Source organism: Butyrivibrio sp. NATIVEDY162 (assembly GCF_045999815.1).
Classification (GTDB): domain Bacteria; phylum Bacillota; class Clostridia; order Lachnospirales; family Lachnospiraceae; genus Butyrivibrio.
Genome location: NZ_CP172573.1, coordinates 1,434,652 through 1,455,042, shown reverse-complemented (window position 1 = coordinate 1,455,042; position 20,391 = coordinate 1,434,652). Strand labels below are relative to the sequence as shown.

Sequence of the window (20,391 nt, the reverse complement as noted above, 5' to 3'; positions counted from 1 at the left end):
CTTTTGCTTGTAAGAAGGCAGGATTCTTGTTTTTCTGAGGAAAACAAAACCTATCCTAATGAAAAAATCTTAAAAATTAAAAATATCAAAGGAGTAAATCCATGAAGCTGAAAGAGATATCAGTCAAGAAGAAAAAAGTAATTATAGCAATAACCTCAGTAATTCTGATCATAACTGTAACCGCCGGCACGATATTTGTGACAAGAATATCTCATGCAAGTGCAAATACGGAAGACATGAGCAATGTTACTGAAACAGCAGAAGTTACGAGGCAGGACATAAAAAAGACAATCAGCCTGAATGGCACAATTGCCGCTCTTGATAGTCAAAGTGTTGCAAGTGAGCTGACAGGAGTAAAGATTAATTCATTAAAGGTGAGAGTCGGTGACAGGGTGAAGAAGGGTGATGTCATCGCAGTACTTGATACTACAAGTATTGAGAAGTCACTTCAGCAGGCAAAGGATGCCCTTGAAATTGCAAAGAAGAAGGATTCCTTGGAGCTCGCTACAGCCCAGAGAAATTATGATGCTGCTGTAGAGACAGCCAGGATACAGATAGAGCGAGCAGAGAGAGATTCACAAAAAGCTGACAAAGCCTACACGGATGCTGTAAGTGCATCGGATACTGCAAGTGCTGCAAATGACAGTGCTATAAGCGATGTAAACGAAAAGACGAATGCAGCAAACGGTGCAAAGGACGCGGCAGTCATTGCATCTTCTGATGTGACAAAAAGCGAGGAGAAGCTTTCAAAGGCGCAGGAAGCATACAATGATGCCAACAGAGATGCCACAGATCTTGCCGAAAAGATCAGCGGTTTAAAAACTGATTATGAAGCATTTACAAAGGGCGATTTTACTACAGCAGCCAACAGTTTTAATAAAGCAGGAGACAGTCTTACAGCAGCCAATACTGCTCTAAAGGATGCGGAAAATAAAAAGACAGAGCTTGATTCAAATCCTGATGCAAGCCCTGAGGAGCTTACTAAGGCGCAGGAAACTCTTGATAAAGCAAAGACAGATGCTGCAACTGCGCAGGGCGTTTATGACGAAGCTAAAAAGAACTATGACAATTCAAAGGTCAAACTCGATAAAATTCAAACCGATATCGCTCAGGCAGAATCGGAATACAACAGTGCTGTGAAAAAGAGAGATAAAAAGGAAAAGAAGGTAAACAAGGCTCAGGGCGAAAATGAAAGTGCCAAGAGAGAGTTTGAAAACAAGCAGAGTGACTTAGAGGAAGCTCAGACTAACCTGTCTGAAGCAAAGTCAAAACAGGCTGAAACCGAAGGAGATGCAAAGACAGCTAAGGAATCTATTCAGACAGCAAAGGACAGCGCTGAAAAAGCAAAGGAAGAAGCTGCAGATCAGAAGAGAGAAAATGATAAATCAGTAGCTGACTCCAAGGATAGTTTTGCAGAGACACAGTTAAGCCAGGGGACAAATACCATTCAGGCGCAGCAGGAGGTTGATAAGTACGAACAGGAGCTTGAAAGTGCAACTATAGTAGCGCCCTGCGACGGCCTTGTGACCTCAGTAGGTGTAAAGGAAGGCGGTATCTACGATAACGGTAATGAGATAGCCCTGATACAGAATGACAGTGGATACAAGGTTACGGCCACTGTGGATCAATATGACATCTGCGATATTAAGGAAGGTATGAAGGTTAAGATAAAAACAGATTCTGTGGATGAAGAGATGGATGGAACACTTTCATTTGTATCACCGATTCCGCAAGGCGCAGCATCTCAGAGTGAGCAGGAGCAGAGTTCCGCAAGCACATCAAGTGACTACCCTATCGAAGTGTCAATTGAAGGCGGAATGGAAGACAGACTAAGGATCGGAATGACCGCTAAGATTACAATCCTGCAGCAGGAGTCAGATAACACCTTAAGTGTTCCCGATAACTGCGTCCAGACAGCTGAGGATGGAAGCCTGTATGTGGAGAAGGCAGCTTTTGATGAAAATGGAAATGCCATACCTTCAGGCGAGCGCATCACTGTAACCTATGGCGTAAAGACAGACTACTACGTGGAAATAAAGGGCGATGGATTAGAGGAAGGCATGAGCGTTGTTGTGCCAACCTATGATGACTTCATGATGACAGATACAGATCCGGGAAGTGTGACAGAATAATGGCAGAAATAATTACAGCAGAAAGCATGATAGAGGCAAGAGGAATAACTAAGAGCTTCAATATCGGTAGCGAAAATGAGCTTGAGATTCTTCATGGCATAGATCTTAATGTGAAAAAAGGCGAGTTCGTTTCTATAGTAGGAACCTCCGGGTCAGGAAAATCCACGCTTATGAATATAATAGGGCTTTTGGATAAGCCAACTAAGGGCTCATATCTTCTTGACGGAGTTGACGTTTGTAAAGCAGGAGACACAGAGCTTTCGCATATCAGAAATAAAAAGATCGGTTTCGTTTTTCAGACCTATAACCTTATAGCGAGGACAACGGCGCTCAAAAATGTGGAGCTTCCGATGCTCTATGCAGGCATAAAGGCAAGGGAGCGAAAAGAGAGAGCCATGGAGCTCCTGGAGATGGTGGAAATGGAAGGCAGAATTGACCACACTCCAGATGAACTTTCAGGCGGACAAAAGCAGAGGGTTGCAATCGCAAGGGCCCTTGTAAACAGTCCTTCCATAATCCTTGCAGATGAGCCTACTGGAGCACTTGATTCTGCCACAGGCAGGAAAATCATGGATCTTTTTCATAAGCTTCACGAGGAGCAGGGAATTACCATAGTTTTCATAACGCACTCACCTGAGCTTGCCTCGGAAACAGAGAGAATACTTACGCTAAAGGACGGAATGTTCATAGACGAGAGGATGGGGGTAAGATATGCTTCTTGAAAATGTGAAACTTGCACTGGCAGGGCTTCTTGCGAATAAGATGAGAACCTTTTTGACGATGCTTGGAATCATAATAGGTATAGCATCAGTCATAGCCATAATGACCGTCGGAGACGCCATGAATAAATCCGTCATGGGGCAGATGGGAGATATGGGTGTAAATAATATCAGTGTCTACGTGATGCAGAAGATGACTGATGACTACGACTTTTCAGGCGATGTCTATGTCAGAGAGATGAAGGACAGGGATTATCTGTCAGATGATATGATAAACGACCTTTCGGAGCACTTTTCAGACAGAGTTGAGGGTGTTGCTCTTAAGAAAGGCGTGGGCGAAGTCAAAATAGAAACAGGGAAAAAGTATGCAAATATATCCCTTGAGGGTGTAAATAGCGTTGCGCTAAAGCAGACCAGGGTTAAGCTTGTTGCAGGCAGAGGTTTTTCGCCTAATGAACAAAGCGAGTCGCGAAAGGTGATAATTGTATCAGACAGATACGTTGAGAATATGCTTGACTCTGATCCGCAGGCCGCACTCGGACAGCCTGTAGAGGCAGTAATAGACAACAAGTATTACAATTACACCATAATCGGTGTTTATGAATATTCAGAGAGCAGTGCGGGAGGAATGGATGCCGGAAAATCCAGGAAAGATGTGAGAACTTCCGCATACATTCCGCTTCAGACAGCAATGATACAACTCCGTGAAAAGCCCTTGTATGATGAGCTTGAAGTTGTTGCAAAGAGCGGAGCTGACCAGGGCATTTTGTCCATGGACATGCAGAACTATCTTAATACAAAGTACTATAAAGAAAACGATACCTATGAGACCTACGCCTACAGCATGAAGGAAGAAATCAAGTCAATGGAGTCCATGCTGAATACTCAGACTTATGCTTTTGCGGCAATAGGCGCCATCTCACTTCTGGTGGGAGGAATCGGAGTTATGAACATCATGATCGTGTCCATAACTGAGAGAACAAGGGAAATCGGAACCAGAAAAGCTCTCGGGGCAACCAATGGTTGCATAAGACTTCAGTTTATAACCGAGGCGGTTGTGGTCTGCCTGATAGGAGGTATCCTGGGAGTAATTGTCGGACAGATATTTGGCATAGTAGCTTCGAAGATGATGGGGTATAGCGGAAGTGCTTCCGCAGGCGGTATAATATTCTGTGTATTGTTTTCCATGGCATTTGGAGTATTCTTTGGATACTATCCTGCCAACAAGGCTGCAAAGCTTAATCCGATAGAGGCACTTAGATATGAATGATAAAAAATACAAGATTCTGATTGCAGAGGACGATGTTGACATCATTTCTCTCCTTCGGCTTTATCTTGAGAATGCAAATTATGACGTGATATCCGCAGAGGATGGGAAGACTGCTCTTTCTATGATAGAAAAGGAGCAGCCCGACCTTTTCATCTGTGATATTATGATGCCCGAGTTAAACGGATATGAGGTTATAAGGGCAATACGTGAAAAGAAAAACAATATTCCAATCCTGGTTCTTTCTGCCAAAAATTTGGATAGTGACAGAATTCTCGGGCTTAATATCGGTGCAGACGATTATATGGTAAAACCGTTTAATCCGCTGGAAATTGTTGCACGGGCAAATGCCATGCTAAGGCGTTTTTATAATTTCGGAAGCAGTGATTCTTCAGGCAGTGAGGTGCTTGTTGTAGGCGAGCTGTCACTGGATCTGTCCAAGGTGAAGTTTACCAAGAACGGCACTGAGATTCAGCTTACTCCCACTGAATTCAAGATAATGACACTACTTATGAAAAATCCGGGCAGGGTTTTTACCAAGGTTCAGATTTATGAGCATGTCAACGGAGAGTACTATGAAAATGATGACAATACTCTTATGGTGCATATGAGTAAGCTTCGTGACAAGATTGAGGATGACAGCAAAAATCCCAAATATCTTATAACGGTGCGTGGGCTTGGTTATAAAATGGAGCGCAATAAATAATGAAAAATATTCTATCTTCGATGAAGCGTGAAAGAGGAACGCTTTATTCGCTTGTCACCAGGTATTATCTATTCTTTGCTGCAGCGGTTCTGCTGCTTGCTTTTCTTGTTGTAGAGATAACGGATGACTTTTTGACCAGAACAAATGTCACTATAGATGCCAACAGAATCATCAGTAACAGGGACTTATTGCTAAGTGAGAAGTACGATAAACTGAACATTAGCAGAAACGTGGGCGAGAACAGCTATTTTGAGATCCTCGATGACAAAGCGCAGGTAATTTATTCAAGTGATAAATCAAAAACCAAAAAGTATAGCAGGGAGGAACTTGAATTAATCCCTGATATTTTGGGCAACACCTACTACTATATAGATTCCGTGTTGGGCAATAACGGAGAGACAACAGGGTACGTGCTGCAAAAATATTCAACTGTCTTTGCAAAGGATGGAGAACAATTTGGCACTATCGGGGTTGCGGTCCTTGATGAAAACAGAAACGTGGTATATTCAGATTCGGGAATAAACTTAAAGCATATTTCGGACAAAGAGTTTGAGATTCTGTATGAAAACGGAGGAGACACTTATCTGCAGAAGTATGAGTTTACTACCAATGATGAGCAGGAACGCACAATGCTGATCCATCAGGATTTTAATTATACTTCTTTAAATAATGCATACAGAAAAATATATACAACAGCTATTTTGGTGTTCCTTTTGATATTGGCAGCCTTTGTGGTGTTCTTTGTATTCAATACCGCTCTTGCAGTCAGAAGACCTATAAATATGCTTGAAGATGCCATGACTGATCTTGGAAGCGGCAACAAGGATGTGGCGATATCTTATTCAGGACCAAAAGAATTTGTACATATAGTGGATTCTTTTAATGACATGGCAGGTAAGCTCTCTAATGCAGAGAAAGAAAAGCAAAAGCTCGAAGAAGAGAGACAAAAGATGCTTGCTGACATATCCCATGACCTTAAGACTCCGATAACGGTCATACAGGGTTATGCCAAGGCTGTTGCTGACGGAATGGTACCTGAAAATGAACAGAAAAAGTATCTTGATACCATAAGCAGCAAGGCGGATATTCTTTCAGAGTTGATAAACACTTTTTATGAATATTCCAAGCTCGAGCATCCGGAATTTCAGCTGTACAAAAAGGAGTGCGACATCTGTGAGTATTTCAGAGAATATCTTGCAGCTAAATATGATGAGCTTGACATAGCAGGGTATGAGATGAAAATTGATATACCGGAGGAAAAGATACTTAAACCCATTGATGAAGCACAGCTAAAGCGGGTATTTGAAAATATTATAGCCAATTCCGTAAAGTCCAATCCAAAGGGAACGCTTATTTGTGCAGAAATGAAGAAGGTAAGGGAAAAGGTGGTGATCCACCTTGGAGACAATGGAGTTGGAGTGCCGGTCAGTATCCGCGGAGAGATATTTAAGCCCTTCATAGTCGGGGATGATGCCAGAACCAGCGGAAAGGGCACAGGACTTGGACTTTCCATAGCAAAACTCATAGTGGAGGCACATGGAGGAACAATCAGGCTCATGGATGAAAATGAATCGGATTATTCTACTATGTTTGAGATTGTGCTCTGAAACAGTATATGAAGTTTGGCGCAAGCCTTATTTTTCGGTTAAATCTTTTTATGTAAGTTTTATTGACCAAATTTAAGGTTTGCGCTATTATATTACAAGAACACTTTGACAGTTTAAAGTGTTAAATACAAAGAGTACCGGATATGCTTTTTATAAATTAGCTTGAAGGTATAGGATGAAGGACAAACGATTTTTAGGAGGAGAAAAGTATGAAAAAAAAGATTCTGGCCGCAATTCTTAGCGGAGCAATGATTTTCAGTATGACAGGCTGCGCACGTACAGCCGGCGGTAACACAACTACACAGGACGCTGCCACAGAAGATTCTACAGAGGCTGCTTCAGAAGAGAGCACAGAGGCTGCTGCTGAAGAGAGTACAGAAGCTGCTGAGGAAAGCACAGAGGAAGCTGCTGAGACAGAGGATGCAGCTGCAGAGGAGAGCACAGAAGAGGCTGCTGATGCAACTGATTCTGCTGAGAAGCCTGCTGAGGGCACAGCTTTTCATGTAGGTGTTATCCAGCTTGTTGAGCATCCCGCACTTGATGCTGCAACCAAGGGCTTCGAGGAAGGCCTTCAGGAGGCACTTGAGGCAGACGGATACACAGTTGAATTCGATTATCAGAACGCACAGGGGGAGCAGGCTAACTGCGCTACTATCGCAACTAAATTCGTAAATGATAAAGATGACCTTATCATGGCAAACGCAACTCCCGCACTTCAGGCAGTTGCAGCTGCTACAGGAGATATTCCGATTGTTGGTACATCAGTTACAGACTATGAGTCAGCAGGTGTTGTTAAGTCCAATGATGCTCCCGGAACAAACGTAACAGGCGCTTCAGACTTTGCACCTATCGATGAGCAGATCGCTCTTCTTCAGAAGCTTGTTCCCGATGTTAAGGAGGTAGGTATTCTCTACTGCTCATCAGAGGCAAACTCCAAGTTCCAGGTAGACCTTGCAGCTAAGACACTTGATGAAGCAGGCATCGGCTACAAGGAATACACAGTTGCTGATTCCAACGAGATTCAGTCAGTTGTTACAAATGCTATCGCAAACAGCGACTGTCTCTACATTCCTACAGATAACACCATTGCTGATAACATGTCCATCGTTAAGAATGCAGCATGGCCTGAGAAGCTTCCTGTTATCTGCGGTGAAGAGAATATGTGTAAGAACGGCGGTCTTGCAACACTCAGTATTGATTACTATGAACTTGGCAAGGCAGCAGCAGAGCAGGCTTATGACATTCTTGTAAATGGCAAGAACCCTGCAGAGATGCCTGTTGTTTACGGTGGTATCACAGGTGAGTACAACCCTGAGACAGTTGAAGCTATCGAATTCGACAAGAGCCTTCTTGATGGCCTTGAAGAGATCAAGATGGGCGAGTAATTTCAGGTTTTATCTATCGATTTCTATATGAAAAAAGCGAAGGTGCTCGCATAATTTGGGCACCTTCTTATAATTTATAAGCGAAGGAGTAATTTTTTATGGTTTCATTATTGCATGCACTGCCGGGGTCAGTTGCACAGGGACTTATTTGGGGGATTCTGGCGATCAGTGTTTTTCTGACATTCAAGGTTTTGGATTATGCTGATATGACAGTAGACGGTTCATTCTGTACAGGTGGCGCCACCTGTGTAATGCTCATGCTTTCTGGGCAGAGCGTCTATGTTGCTCTTATTTGCTCATTCATAGCAGGAATGTGTGCCGGATACATAACAGGTCTTTTGCACACCATGCTGAAAATACCTCCGATACTTTCAGGTATTCTGACTCAGCTTGGACTTTATTCCATTAACCTTGCTATCATGGGAAAATCCAATCAGGCTATAAGCGTTGATCAGTATGCTCTTATTGTGAGCCTTAGATTTATAAATTACTCAATCCTCATGAGCGTGATCATTGTTGCTATTATCATTTTTCTTCTTTACATGTTCTTTGGAAGTGAGATCGGATCTGCTATTCGTGCAACAGGTTGTAACCAGAACATGGCAAGAGCTCAGGGCATTAATACAGGAAGATGCATCAGAATCGGTCTTGTTGTAAGTAATGGTCTTACCGCTTTTGCAGGTGGTCTTTATGCACAGTATCAGGGTAATGCTGATGTAAACGCAGGTCGTGGTGCGATTGTCATCGGACTTGCAGCAGTTATCATCGGCGAGGTTATTTTCGGATCAAGACACAATTTTGCAGTAAGAATGGGAGTATCAGTTGTTGGTGCTATCATCTACTACATCGTAATTGCTGTAGTACTTCAGCTCGGACTTCCTTCAACCTACCTTAAGCTGTTAAGTGCAGTACTTGTTGCAGTATTCCTTGGAATTCCTGCAATTCAGGGGTATCTCGGAATAAAGGCTAAGCAAAGATAAGGGACATTAGAATATATTTTGATGGATATCTGATGAAATAGACAGTTTATCTGAAAGTACTGACAAGCGAAGAGGTAAAAATATGTTAGAAATTAAAAATCTGGTTAAAATTTTCAATAAAGGAACAATCAACGAGAGAGTGGCTCTTAACGGAGTTAATCTCACACTTAATGATGGAGATTTTGTAACTGTCATTGGTGGTAACGGCGCAGGAAAATCTACAATCCTTAATGCGGTTGCAGGTGTATGGCCCATAGATTCAGGAAGCATCGTGCTTAACGGTCATGATATTACAAAGCTCCCTGAGTACAAGAGAGCAAAATATATAGGTCGTGTTTTCCAGGATCCCATGATGGGAACAGCTGCTACAATGCAGATTGAGGAGAACCTTGCACTTGCTGCAAGACGCGGACAGAGCAGAGGCCTTAGAAGCGGAATCAACAATTCAGAGAGAGCTCAGTACAAGGAACTTCTGAAATCCTTAGACCTTGGTCTTGAGGACCGCCTTACAAGCAAGGTTGGACTTCTCTCCGGTGGTCAGAGACAGGCTGTAACACTTCTTATGGCATCTCTTAAAAAGCCGGATCTCCTTCTTCTTGATGAGCACACAGCGGCACTTGACCCCAAGACTGCCAAGAAGGTCCTTGATATATCTGAAAACATCATTAAGGAGCACGGTCTTACAGCACTTATGGTAACCCACAACATGAAGGATGCCATAGCACATGGTAACAGACTTATCATGATGAGTGAAGGAAAGATTATCTATGATGTATCAGGCGAGGAGAAGAAAAATCTCAAAGTTGCCGACCTGCTTCAGAAGTTCGAGGAAGCAGGAAATGATGAAGTAAATGACTCCATGGTTTTATCTTAGTGGAAGTTTGATTTGATGATACAAGGAAGAAACGGTATAATCTCCTTGTAAGATTTTGTTTAGTCGCATAAACATATTTTACAGCAAAAACCAGGCTTTTCGAAGTCTGGTTTTTGTGTTATGCGAAGATATTTATTGACATAACAGCCCCTCAGACGAACACAAACATTTCTGTGCAGATGCCTGAGGGGCTGGGTGCCAAGAAGGCTGTCACACTAATAGTGCGACAGCCCCATTTTTATTATATTTGTTCAATTCGAAGATGAAACTACTGCTACAGCTGAAGCTGAAATTATAGCCACCAAGGCTGTCTGCTCTGCAATCAGTATGGAAAGCGCTCCATTTGCCACAGAAGTATTGGCTGTATTCAGATTTTCATTATAGACAGAAGCTACTATCATTGTTCCAAGCATGAGCTTTGTCTGCTGGCTCATATCAAGCATTCCAAATCCTTTTTGTCCCTTGAAGGACTCTACAACCTCTATAACTTCAGATACTATCTCAGAAGTATCTTTACCAAGGTTTACCAAAATTCCAAGTGAAGGAAGCTCGTGCTCTTTTCCATATTTAAAGCCTGCATTCTTAAATGCATCAAACAGCTCTATGGCTTTTTGGCTGTTTTCATTTATGTCTCCTTCACAGGTTGTAAGAACCTGAGCAAGTGAATAAGCAGCATTATCATGAAAAGCAAAGTGCTTTTTAATGCATTCATAGCTTTCTTCAAGTTCTGTGAGTATTTGATCGACTCCTTTTTCTGTCATGGCCAGAAGAACTGCAAACCCTGTATCCTCATCTGATGTAAGGAACGGATGAGCACTCTTCATTCCCTTAAGTATAGCTTCTGTTTTCTCAACAATTTTATCCGCATCATTAACCTTTTGGGCATCGCATACAGAAGTAGCAGCAAGCACTCTATAGCTTGAGCCAAAGATCTTTCCGCTCTGAAGCTTGTCGTATACCTTAATAACATCATCAATGTACTGCTCCGGATTGCCGCTTAGGGCCATCTTGGTAGAAATCAAGAGCTCATTATTGCCCCTCATTTCTGAGAAAGGTCCTTTCTTTTTTCTAAGCAGTTCTCTGCACTCTTTAACAAAATCCGGATCAGCTGTCTTGTCTTTTTCTGCAAAAGCTGCCCCTGCAATTACAGTTATAAGACCGTTCTCCAGGAAAAAATCCTTTTGAAGCAGTGCTTTGTTTTTAACAAGTAGTTCTACTCTCCCCTTAACAACATCATTCATACCTTTTTCCTCCTAGCATTTCATTTATTCCCATGTCAATCTATAGTAGCATAACATCAGATGCATTGACTGTCTGAATTTGAGATTATTTTTATATTTAAAAGCGTTAGCTGACTTTTGATCGTCATTTTTGTTGTTTCCATAGGAACCTTATGATATGTAAAACTCATTATCTTATTGAGGACATGCGTTTCCTGTTCATACTATTTACATTGAATTTTATGAAAAGTTAATCAAATGATTCGAAATGGCTCATCGAATTAAATTGATGCATAAGTATAATTAGAGTACAGAGGAAATTTGTGTGCTGACATGTTTATCTATAATCAAATTATGGATAAGTCAGTACACCGTCGTACTGTGACCTTTTTATAAATGTCCGGCTCAACTTTAGGAGGTACTTTTCATGAGAAATAAAATAGTGACAATGCTTATGGCAACGCTTATGCTTACAAGTTTAACCGCTTGCGGAATGATGGGAAGAGTTAGTACAGCAGATGATAACAATAAAGATGAATCCGAGGTTATAGTGGTTTCAGAAGATAAGGTGCCAAAAGCAGCATCCGCAGAAAACAAAGCAGATTCTGAAGATGTCGCTGATGTAGGCTGGGAGACCTTCAAGAGTAAGGACGGCTGGTCTGTAAGCTATGATTCCGGCGTAATAGAGGTTCAGGATAATACTGATCCCGCTGATGAAATTAGTTTTAATTACACAGGAAAACAGGCAGGAACTAACTGCCTTGTAATAAGCTACATCAAAGATAAGCTTCCAGACAAGGTTATGGATGAGATAAAAGATTCCCAGGGAAGTGATACTAAAGCAGAAGTTACAGGCGGCTATTTTCCGGGTTCTATAAAGAATTGGGCATACTGGATTGACTTTACTTATCCTGAGGAAGGGTCAGGTCTTAAGCAAAGCTATATATTAGGAGAATATAACGGCGGAACATTAGAGTTCATGTTTCTTACTCATAAATCAGGTGATGAGGAGATGGACATGGCTGCAAGTGATGCTCTTGCCATGATTATTGATTCCATACAGTTTGAAAACTTCAAGCCTCAGACCATGTATAAGGATATTCCCGGAGATTATGTACTTAAGGAAACTGAGGAGATAGAAGGCGAAGAGTTGACCTTTGAGCGGACACTTAGCCTTAAAGAGGATCACACCGGAACTATGAGTATTCAGGATGATTTCAATATTTTATGGGACGACAAGGTAATTATGGCTGATGATGGAAGCTTTACCTACAACTATACTCTTAAGGGTGACAAGCTGACCATAGACTATGATGGAGCAGAGCTTGTTTTTACAAAAAAGTGAGTTGGGTGTAGTCGTTACATTAACTAAGCTGAATTTAAAAATAGAATATGATTAGTTGGTAAAAAAACTATATTATGCTAATATTATTTCATCTTTTGAGAAATACTGTTGCATAGAGATTTGAAATGAGTTTTGTTTTTGAACTAACTGAGAATAGACAAAGTATAACTGGAAAAGAAGACAGATATTTAACGGTTAAGGGATATGAGGGCTTGTGTAAAAGCCTTGATATCCCTAAAAGTAATGCCGGCTTTGATAATATGGAGCTTCCTGTCAGAGTGATAGGTAACCATGCCTTTTCATCAAGAAAAGACCTTGAGGAGGTTACCATACCTGATACCATTCATACCGTTCTGGGGTTTGCTTTTCATAACTGTGGAAAATTGAAGAAAATATCACTTAGTGACAGCATAGAGGAGTACCTTGACGGCGGAACAAGGCAGTGTGAGAGCCTGACCGAGATAGAGGTTACGCTTAAAAGGGGAAAGCCCTTTATCATAAGACGCATTTTGGAGGACAATGACAGAAGACTTACCTTCAGGATACATCTTGATGATGGCGATGCTCTTATGGTTTTTCCGGGATTTAATTATGATTTTGTGGAAAACACCATGGCGAGAACAATCCAGTTCGCTATAGAGGGAACCGGGTATGCATACCGCGAATGTGTTAAAAGTGATGTCATAGGATTCAGAGAGTACGATAATCTTTTTTCAAAGGTATCGGCAGATGATAAGGGAACCGCAGAGATGATAGCCATGGCAAGACTCCTTATGCCATATGAGCTTTCAGATGAAGCCCGAAATGCTTATGAAAACTGGCTTACCGGCCATGCTCTAAAAAGCTTGACTAAATTAGTCAAGAATTCAAATGTTAAGGCGGCAGAGTCTGAAATCACTTTCGAGGACTATTTTAATAATGCACAGGAGCATATAGCTTTTTATCTTGATAGAAAGCTAATAAATAAAGAGGATGCCGGGAAATTGGCACATATAGCTGCTGACATGGGTATCACCGCAATAGTTAGTATGCTGATGGATTACAGTGGAAATGACATGGATGTGAAAAATGCTGGTGACAGCAGTGTCATAAACAGTTCAGGGAAAGACTTCCTGGAGCTGGATTTTTAGGATCCTACTGTCCGCATGAAGTGATAATTATCTGAAATTAAAACGGTAGAAAATGAAGAAATAAATCACATCCCGGAGGCTTTGTGCTTATTAGGTATGAGAAGTGTAGAAGAATCGGAAAAACTTGGAAATCAAATATGGAGCAGTGTAAAAACTGAACTGCTATTATCTATGAGATTTATGGCGCCTGCCCTTTCAGTGCTTGAAATAAGGCGCGACATGTCCACCACATCTGTCGGTACTGATGCAGTCAGTGTGCTGTACAATCCTAATTATGTGTTTAAGACTTATGTTGAAGATCCGGGCAAGATGAACAGGACCTATCTGCACATGCTGATGCATTGCATGTTCAGACATATGTACAGGGCTTCTGAATATCCGGACTCTGAGCTTTGGGACCTTGCGTGTGATATTGCAGTTGAAAATATTCTGGATTCAATGGATTATCAATGCATTTACAGAGTGAGCTCAGACCTCAGGGATCGCTGGTATAAGACACTTTCGGAAGAACTTAAAGTTCTGACTGCTGAGAAAATATATAGTTTTTTGGAGACTCACTGCCAGTGGAAAAATGATGTGAACGCAGGAGTTTCCGAAGATACTGACAGTTACAGTGGTGAAGCTTCTATAATGCCAACCGAAGGGTTAAGCTCGAATGAAGATTTACTCATAACGGAAGATACATGGAACCGCCTTGTGCGCGAGTTCAAAATGGACGATCACGGTTTCTGGGAGAGACTACCTAAGGAAGATGAAAAGCCTCAGGAAGAAAACAAACCTGACATCGACATGCAGATGCAGATGAGATTTCGAAGAGCCAATAAAAAGGAAATTGAGGAAGCCTGGAAGAATACTGCAAAACGCATAAAGAGCGACATCGCAAGTCTCGGTGATGAAAAGAGTACTGAGACGGGAAGCCTTAAATTTTATCTGAAGGCGGATACTCAGGACAAGGTATACTACACGGATTTTCTTAATCAGATAGCTGTGGTGCGTGAGGAGATCAGGATAGATCCCGATTCCTTTGATTATGGTCTGTATAATTATGGCATGGAGATATACGGCAACATGCCCCTCATCGAGGAAAATGAGTACAGCGAGACACACAGGGTGGATGAGTTGGTAATTGCGATTGACACGTCGGCCTCATGCTCTGAGGAGCTGGTTCAGTCCTTTCTTAATGAGACAGCGGGAATTCTCAGGCAGAGTGAGAACTTTTTCAGGGAGATACATGTCCACATAATAGAGTGCGACAACAAGGTGCAAAATGATATTGTAATAAATCATCCCGAGGACATGGAGAGATATGCTGACAGATTTGAGATATCGGGTGGCTATGGAACGGATTTCAGGCCGGTTTTTTCATATGTAGATGACCTTAGGAAAAAGGGCGAGCTAAAGCATCTTCGCGGATTGATGTATTTTACCGATGGATTTGGAGACTACCCGGAGAACCCCACGGATTACGATACTGCCTTTGTTTTTCCGTCAGACAAACAGACAGGTGCGGACAAGATGCCGAACTGGGCAATACAGCTGTATATTTGAAAAAAGTTATGGTTCCCGAATACATGAGTAAAAATCTGGAAGTATTTGCGAAGGATAAGGCTTCATAAGCAAAAAAATTGGAAAGTATTTGCGAAGGATAAGACTTCATAAGTAAAAAAATTGGAAAGTATTTGCGAAGGATAAGACTTCATAAGTAAAAAACTGGAAAGTATTTGCGAAGGATAAAACTTCATAAGTAAAAAATCTGGAAGTATATTTACGAACGATAAGACTTAAAAAATATGGAGTATAAACATGAATATCAAACAGGCAAAACAGGAAATAATCAACACAATCAAGGCATACAGGGAAAAGGATGAAATGGGAAACTATCTCATTCCCGTGCAGAAACAGCGCCCGATTCTTCTTATCGGACCTCCGGGCATCGGCAAAACTGCCATCATGGAGCAGGTAGCAGAGGAGCTTTCTGTTAACCTCGTATCCTACACCATAACTCATCACACCAGGCAGAGCGCTATCGGACTTCCCTTTATATCCCAAAAGGAGTATGGCGGAAAAGAGACCTCAGTTACTGAGTATACCATGAGTGAGATAATTGCGTCGGTTTACGACAAAATCAATCAGACAGGTGTGCAGGAAGGTATTCTTTTTCTTGATGAAATAAACTGCGTTTCTGAGACTCTTGTTCCTACAATGCTGCAGTTTTTGCAGTATAAAACCTTTGGTGCCCACAGAGTGCCCGAGGGCTTTATCATAGTCACAGCAGGAAACCCGCCGCAGTATAATAAGGCAGTCAGAGATTTTGATATAGTAACGCTTGACCGTGTAAAAAGAATCGATATTGAGGAAGATTTAGAGGCCTTCAAGGAATATGCCGATATCAATGGAGTTCACGGCTCAATCCTGGCTTATCTGGATATTCACAAGGACAATTTTTACAGAATAAAAAATGATATCCAGGGCAAGCGATTTGTCACAGCCAGAGGCTGGGAAGACCTTTCACAGCTGATCAGAGCATATGAGAAGCTGGGTATTGATGTTGATGAAAAGGTCACAATCCAGTACCTTCAAGAGCCGGAGGTAGCCAGAGATTTTGCAATGTATTATGCTCTCTACCACAAGTACGAGGATGTTTATAACATTGATGAAATCCTCAAGGGCAGCATTCCTGAGGAGAGGGATAAGCTGCGCAAGGCACCTTTTGATGAAAAACTCAGCATCATAAATCTTCTGATAGACAGACTTAATCAGGAGTTTAAGGCGTATGAGGGCGAGCTTGCCGTTCAGAAGAAGCTTCAGCGTGAAATCACTGATCTGGTTAAGGGCAACATCTTTTCAGAGGAACAATCTGTTTATAAGAGGCTCCAGCTTCGCACAAAACAGCTGCGCGAGGAATTTGAGAAAAAAGCCGGAGAGCACCTTATGGACAAATCTTCAGAAATCATATTGAAGAGGACTATTCAGGCGCTTGAAAATCTCGGAAGAGAGCTTGCGGGCTCTGAGACAGAGGATAACAGAGACCTCATAAAGGCCTGGTTTAGCGCTAGAGAGCTTAAGAGAAGGGAATCTGCAGAGAATACCGGAATGCATTTGTCCAACTGCTTTGCTTTCCTTCAGCAGATATATGGAGAGGAGCAGGAGATGGTTCTGTTTCTTACCAGGCTTGACGCAGGTCACTACAGCCTCAACTTCATCCAGAACGAAGGCTCCGAGGAGTACTATAAATACAACAAACTATTGCTCCTTCGAGACAGGAGAAGAGAGATAATTGCAGAAGTTCTGGAAGTGTAAAGGGAAGATTATCGCCGAAACTTTGGAAGTGTAAAGGAAAGATAATTACTGAAGTTCCGGAATTGCAAAGGTAGATGATTGCCGAAACTTTGGAAGTGTAAAGGAAAAACAATCGCCAAAGTTTTGGAAGTGTAAATGTAGAGATTATGTGGCTGGCTGAATTTTGCTTTAAGTATTTTCCATGAAAATAGGGGTGTAATAAGCATTTAATGTCACCGATGTAGTGAATTTTGTTTGGAATTTGCATAAAGTTTTTTATGAAATTACCGATATAATATAAGTAGAGTACTTTATGAAATATTGATAATACTTTATGCAATATTGATAATGCTTTATGAGATATTGATAAACAAATGAGGGGGATTTATCAATGAAGAGATTGGTTAATGTTCTGTTAGCTATGATTCTTTGCACTGTTATTTTCTTTGCAGCTATTCCAACAACTGTCCATGCAGAATTTATGGATCTTAAGAGAAGCGGAGTTTCCTATAATCTAAAGCCTGGAAACTGGACACCGTTTTATACCAAGCTTCCGGGAGGAAGTGGATATCAGAAGCTATTTGCCAAAATAACGAAATATCGAAGAATTCCTCTGGGCAGTGGTAGCGGAGCAAAGACAGGTGGAAGTTCAAGCAGCAGCTCTGGAAGCAGCTCAGATGTTAAGGTTATTCTTACTATACAGATTCAGCTACCCAGGGCTATGAGCAGGAAAGTAGCCAAAAAGCTCCTGGAGCGCAGAAATAAGGGATTACAGGGTGACTATTTCAAAGATTATGTTGACGTAGTTTATGTGGATCAGAGAACAGGTGAGAATCTAAAGACAAATGTCACAGATGGCGCAGAAGGAGACAACTACAAGGATTGTGAAGTTGTAGAAACAGATTGGAAGCCCTACAAACCTCAAGCTGTTAAATGGAGAGGCAACGTCTACAACTACTATGTTTCCTACGCAAAGAGTATAACCATAACTTTCCCTCAGGGCTACAACAGAGCCTGCGTTGGAATCTGTGGTAATCATGTAAAAAACTGGGAAAAGATACAGGAGTGGAACCAGGGCTTTACTGATGGCTATACAGTTTTGTCCGATACTGCACATGTTAAGCTCGGCAGCAGGAAGACAACCGCCAAGCTGTGCCACATGTTTAGGGTTAAGTGAGAAATAGTATTAAGTGAGTAATAGTATTAAGTGAGCAATACTGTTTAAGTGAGTAATAGTATTAAGTGAGCAATAGTATTAAGTGAGCAATAGTATTAAGTGAGCAATACTATTTAAGTGAGTAACACTATTTAAGTGAGTAATACTATAAAGTTATGTAAATGGCAGCATTGAAATGCTAAAAGACAGGTGCTGTATAAAGGAACTTATTGATTCTGCAAATTTGTTATTCTCCCCGGTGTATTGTCATTTCTTTTGCAACGGGAAGAAAAATATGTGTTTTTTAATCCCAGTGTAGACAAAGGCCCCAACAGGCAGTTGTGCACTGGGATTTGTTTTTAGAATTTCAGTGCAGGCAACGCAGCTTGATTCTAAATGTTTGACATGCAATTGTGGCTTTTTTAGATTTTTTGATTATATAACGGGGGATTTTTCTTGGTAGCTTGGTAATTTAGATGGATTTTCATCTAAATTGGTTAAAGTAGTGAAAATGGATGAATGAAAAACGAAATAACAACTAGAAAATATCAAGTTATAGAATGGAATTCATCCGAATAAGTGAAAAACACAAATGTGGATGAAGGTGCAACGATATAATGATAAAATATACACGCAAACAAGTTTTTAATTCATCCAAAACAGTAATTTTTGAAAGAAAAGATGAAGATGAATGAAAATATGAATAATATATATCATAATAACGTCAAATAATTCATCCGAAAACTAAAATTCATGTGAAAAGTATGAATAGAGAAGAAAACAAACTTGAAACAGATAAAAAACAAACAAAAAACAGACAAAAACAAACAAAAAACAGACAAAAACAAACAAAAACAAACAAAAAACAGACAAAAACAAACAAAAAACAAATAAAAAAGTAAATACCTACCGATAAAAAGAACAAAAACACATCATAACTAAGAAAATCCGTCACAATGCATTCTTTTTTTCATCCAAAAAGTCTAAATAAGCAAACTGGAAGAAAAAGAAAAACAAAAAGATATCCACCCCACACACCCAATATAAAAAAACGATAAAATATTACTTCATTTCTGCATTTTTCACATTCATAAGTCTATAATATATTTAGGCGGAGTATACCACCGTTTCTTTTGGTGTGCTGTCTTTGTGTGAATTCTTGTTGGAAAAGCGGCGATTGAACATAAAAGCGGCGATTGAACATAAAAGCGGCGATTGAACTTAAAAGCGGTGATTGAACATAAAACCAGGCGATTGTACTTAAAAGCAGGAGATTTATGAAGAAGATTCTGATAGTAGATGATGAGAGAATAACACTGCGGATGACGCAGCACATACTTGCACCTCACTATGAGACTATCTGCGTAACTTCAGGAGCTGAGGCGATTGAAAAATACAAGCATGAGAGACCGGACATGATCCTGACAGATCTGCATATGCCCGGAATGTCAGGCTTTGAGCTTCAGAGTACGCTGCAGGATCAGTATGCTGAGCACATTCCTGTCATGTTCATGACGGCTGATGAAGATGAAGAAACAGAGGGGAAGGGCTTTGAGCAGGGAGCGGTGGATTTTATAAGAAAGCCGTTTCGTGCAGATGTGCTCATTAAGCGCGTTGAGAACATCCTGAAAAATGTAGAGAAGATACAGGGATTAAAGGCGGCAGCTGAGACAGATCCCATGACAGGTCTTCTGAACAAAGCTTCCTCACAGGCCGAGATAGGTGAGATGTGCAGAGAAACAAGAGGCGTTCTCATGATGATAGACCTTGACAGCTTCAAGCTGGTGAACGACTTGTACGGGCACAGCATGGGGGACAAAATTCTCATCAGATTTGCTGAGATCATAAGATCAGCAATCAGGAATAATGATATTGCCGGCAGAATGGGCGGTGATGAGTTCATAGCATTTTGTCAGAATGTCCTGGATGAAAAATCGATAGCCGAGAAAACAAGATACATAAATGAAGAATTATTGAAATCCGCAAGAGAGTTCATGGGGGAGGATATGAACATTCCCCTTGGGGCATCAGTCGGTGCGGTTCTCGCACCGGAGGAAGGAACGGATTTTTTAACTTTGTACAAAAAAGCCGATAAGGCTCTGTATAACGTAAAGCAAAATGGAAAACACGGGCATTGCATATTTGTTGACTCAGATTCAGATGTTGTAGAGATGGATAGTATAACTTCCGACATCGGTCAGGATATGATGATACTCGCAGAGAGAAGCAGAGGAAAAGGTGCATTTGTCTTAAATGCCGAGCAGTTCAAGCTGATCTACAGATTTTTGTGCAGAGTAGAAGACAATTATCAGGTAGGCAATCACTTCATTGTCTTTACCATCACCCCGGAAAATGGTGACGAGAAATCACTTCCGGGAGATATAGGTGATATGTTTTATAGAGTGGTTTGCGAGTCCTTGAGGGGAAGTGACGTAGCTTCGCAACATGGCAAGAGTCATGTAAGGGTACTTCTGCTAAAGGCAGAAACAAACAACAGCATTTTAGTTATAAAGCGGATTGTTGAAAAATGGAAAGAGAAGGATCCATCGGGGGAATATATCATTACATACGAGATGGAAATGGTTAAATAA

16 protein-coding genes are annotated in these 20,391 nt (G+C 41.1%); 15 read left to right on the top strand and 1 reads right to left on the bottom strand.

The window, feature by feature from the left end; translation table 11 throughout:
• The first annotated feature begins 101 nt into the window (after positions 1 to 101).
• The 8 genes from ACHCNF_RS05975 to ACHCNF_RS05940 all read left to right on the top strand — a co-directional run bounded on the left by ACHCNF_RS05975 (position 102) and on the right by ACHCNF_RS05940 (position 9,670).
• Positions 102 to 2,132, top strand: a complete 2,031-nt coding sequence (locus ACHCNF_RS05975) for an efflux RND transporter periplasmic adaptor subunit (RefSeq protein WP_408071871.1) — start codon at positions 102 to 104, stop codon at positions 2,130 to 2,132.
• Entirely contained in the window at positions 2,132 to 2,854 is a 723-nt protein-coding gene (locus tag ACHCNF_RS05970) for an ABC transporter ATP-binding protein (protein ID WP_408071870.1), read from the top strand. Before ACHCNF_RS05975 ends, ACHCNF_RS05970 begins: the two co-directional genes overlap by 1 nt.
• A complete protein-coding gene (locus ACHCNF_RS05965) occupies positions 2,844 to 4,121 on the top strand; it encodes an ABC transporter permease (RefSeq protein WP_408071869.1) in 1,278 nt (425 codons plus the stop codon). The genes ACHCNF_RS05970 and ACHCNF_RS05965 overlap by 11 nt, the downstream gene beginning before the upstream one ends.
• Entirely contained in the window at positions 4,114 to 4,824 is a 711-nt protein-coding gene (locus tag ACHCNF_RS05960) for a response regulator transcription factor (RefSeq protein ID WP_408071868.1), read from the top strand. Before ACHCNF_RS05965 ends, ACHCNF_RS05960 begins: the two co-directional genes overlap by 8 nt.
• Positions 4,824 to 6,431 (top strand): HAMP domain-containing sensor histidine kinase, encoded by a 1,608-nt coding sequence (locus ACHCNF_RS05955; protein WP_408071867.1) that lies wholly within the window; start codon positions 4,824 to 4,826, stop codon positions 6,429 to 6,431. The genes ACHCNF_RS05960 and ACHCNF_RS05955 overlap by 1 nt, the downstream gene beginning before the upstream one ends.
• A 209-nt stretch (positions 6,432 to 6,640) precedes the next feature.
• Positions 6,641 to 7,816 (top strand): ABC transporter substrate-binding protein, encoded by a 1,176-nt coding sequence (locus ACHCNF_RS05950; RefSeq protein ID WP_408071866.1) that lies wholly within the window; start codon positions 6,641 to 6,643, stop codon positions 7,814 to 7,816.
• 98 nt (positions 7,817 to 7,914) lie between these two features.
• Positions 7,915 to 8,796 carry an ABC transporter permease gene (locus ACHCNF_RS05945; protein ID WP_408071865.1) on the top strand — a complete coding sequence of 294 codons (882 nt, stop codon included), beginning with the start codon at positions 7,915 to 7,917 and terminating at the stop codon, positions 8,794 to 8,796.
• An 82-nt stretch (positions 8,797 to 8,878) separates the two neighbouring features.
• Positions 8,879 to 9,670, top strand: coding sequence for an ABC transporter ATP-binding protein (locus ACHCNF_RS05940; protein WP_408071864.1), 792 nt, complete (start codon positions 8,879 to 8,881; stop codon positions 9,668 to 9,670).
• 251 nt (positions 9,671 to 9,921) lie between these two features.
• On the opposite strand, the gene ACHCNF_RS05935 is transcribed toward ACHCNF_RS05940, so the two are convergent.
• The gene (locus ACHCNF_RS05935) at positions 9,922 to 10,911 is read right to left on the bottom strand and encodes a DUF4003 family protein (protein WP_408071863.1); all 990 of its coding nucleotides are present in this window, start codon (positions 10,909 to 10,911) and stop codon (positions 9,922 to 9,924) included.
• Between the two features lie 406 nt (positions 10,912 to 11,317).
• Here ACHCNF_RS05935 and ACHCNF_RS05930 point away from each other — a divergent pair, with 406 nt between their 5' ends.
• The 7 genes from ACHCNF_RS05930 to ACHCNF_RS05900 all read left to right on the top strand — a co-directional run bounded on the left by ACHCNF_RS05930 (position 11,318) and on the right by ACHCNF_RS05900 (position 20,391).
• Entirely contained in the window at positions 11,318 to 12,235 is a 918-nt protein-coding gene (locus ACHCNF_RS05930; protein WP_408071862.1) for a hypothetical protein, read from the top strand.
• A 125-nt stretch (positions 12,236 to 12,360) separates the two neighbouring features.
• A complete protein-coding gene (locus ACHCNF_RS05925; protein WP_408071861.1) occupies positions 12,361 to 13,365 on the top strand; it encodes a leucine-rich repeat protein in 1,005 nt (334 codons plus the stop codon).
• Between the two features lie 96 nt (positions 13,366 to 13,461).
• Positions 13,462 to 14,913 carry a vWA domain-containing protein gene (locus ACHCNF_RS05920; protein WP_408071860.1) on the top strand — a complete coding sequence of 484 codons (1,452 nt, stop codon included), beginning with the start codon at positions 13,462 to 13,464 and terminating at the stop codon, positions 14,911 to 14,913.
• A 255-nt stretch (positions 14,914 to 15,168) separates the two neighbouring features.
• Positions 15,169 to 16,665: an ATP-binding protein gene (locus ACHCNF_RS05915; protein ID WP_408071859.1), complete on the top strand. Its 1,497-nt coding sequence runs from the start codon at positions 15,169 to 15,171 to the stop codon at positions 16,663 to 16,665.
• 370 nt (positions 16,666 to 17,035) lie between these two features.
• Positions 17,036 to 17,821, top strand: coding sequence for a hypothetical protein (locus ACHCNF_RS05910; protein ID WP_408071858.1), 786 nt, complete (start codon positions 17,036 to 17,038; stop codon positions 17,819 to 17,821).
• Positions 17,822 to 18,564: 743 nt separating this feature from the next.
• Positions 18,565 to 18,702 (top strand): hypothetical protein, encoded by a 138-nt coding sequence (locus ACHCNF_RS05905; RefSeq protein ID WP_408071857.1) that lies wholly within the window; start codon positions 18,565 to 18,567, stop codon positions 18,700 to 18,702.
• 375 nt (positions 18,703 to 19,077) lie between these two features.
• Positions 19,078 to 20,391, top strand: a complete 1,314-nt coding sequence (locus tag ACHCNF_RS05900) for a GGDEF domain-containing response regulator (RefSeq protein WP_408071856.1) — start codon at positions 19,078 to 19,080, stop codon at positions 20,389 to 20,391.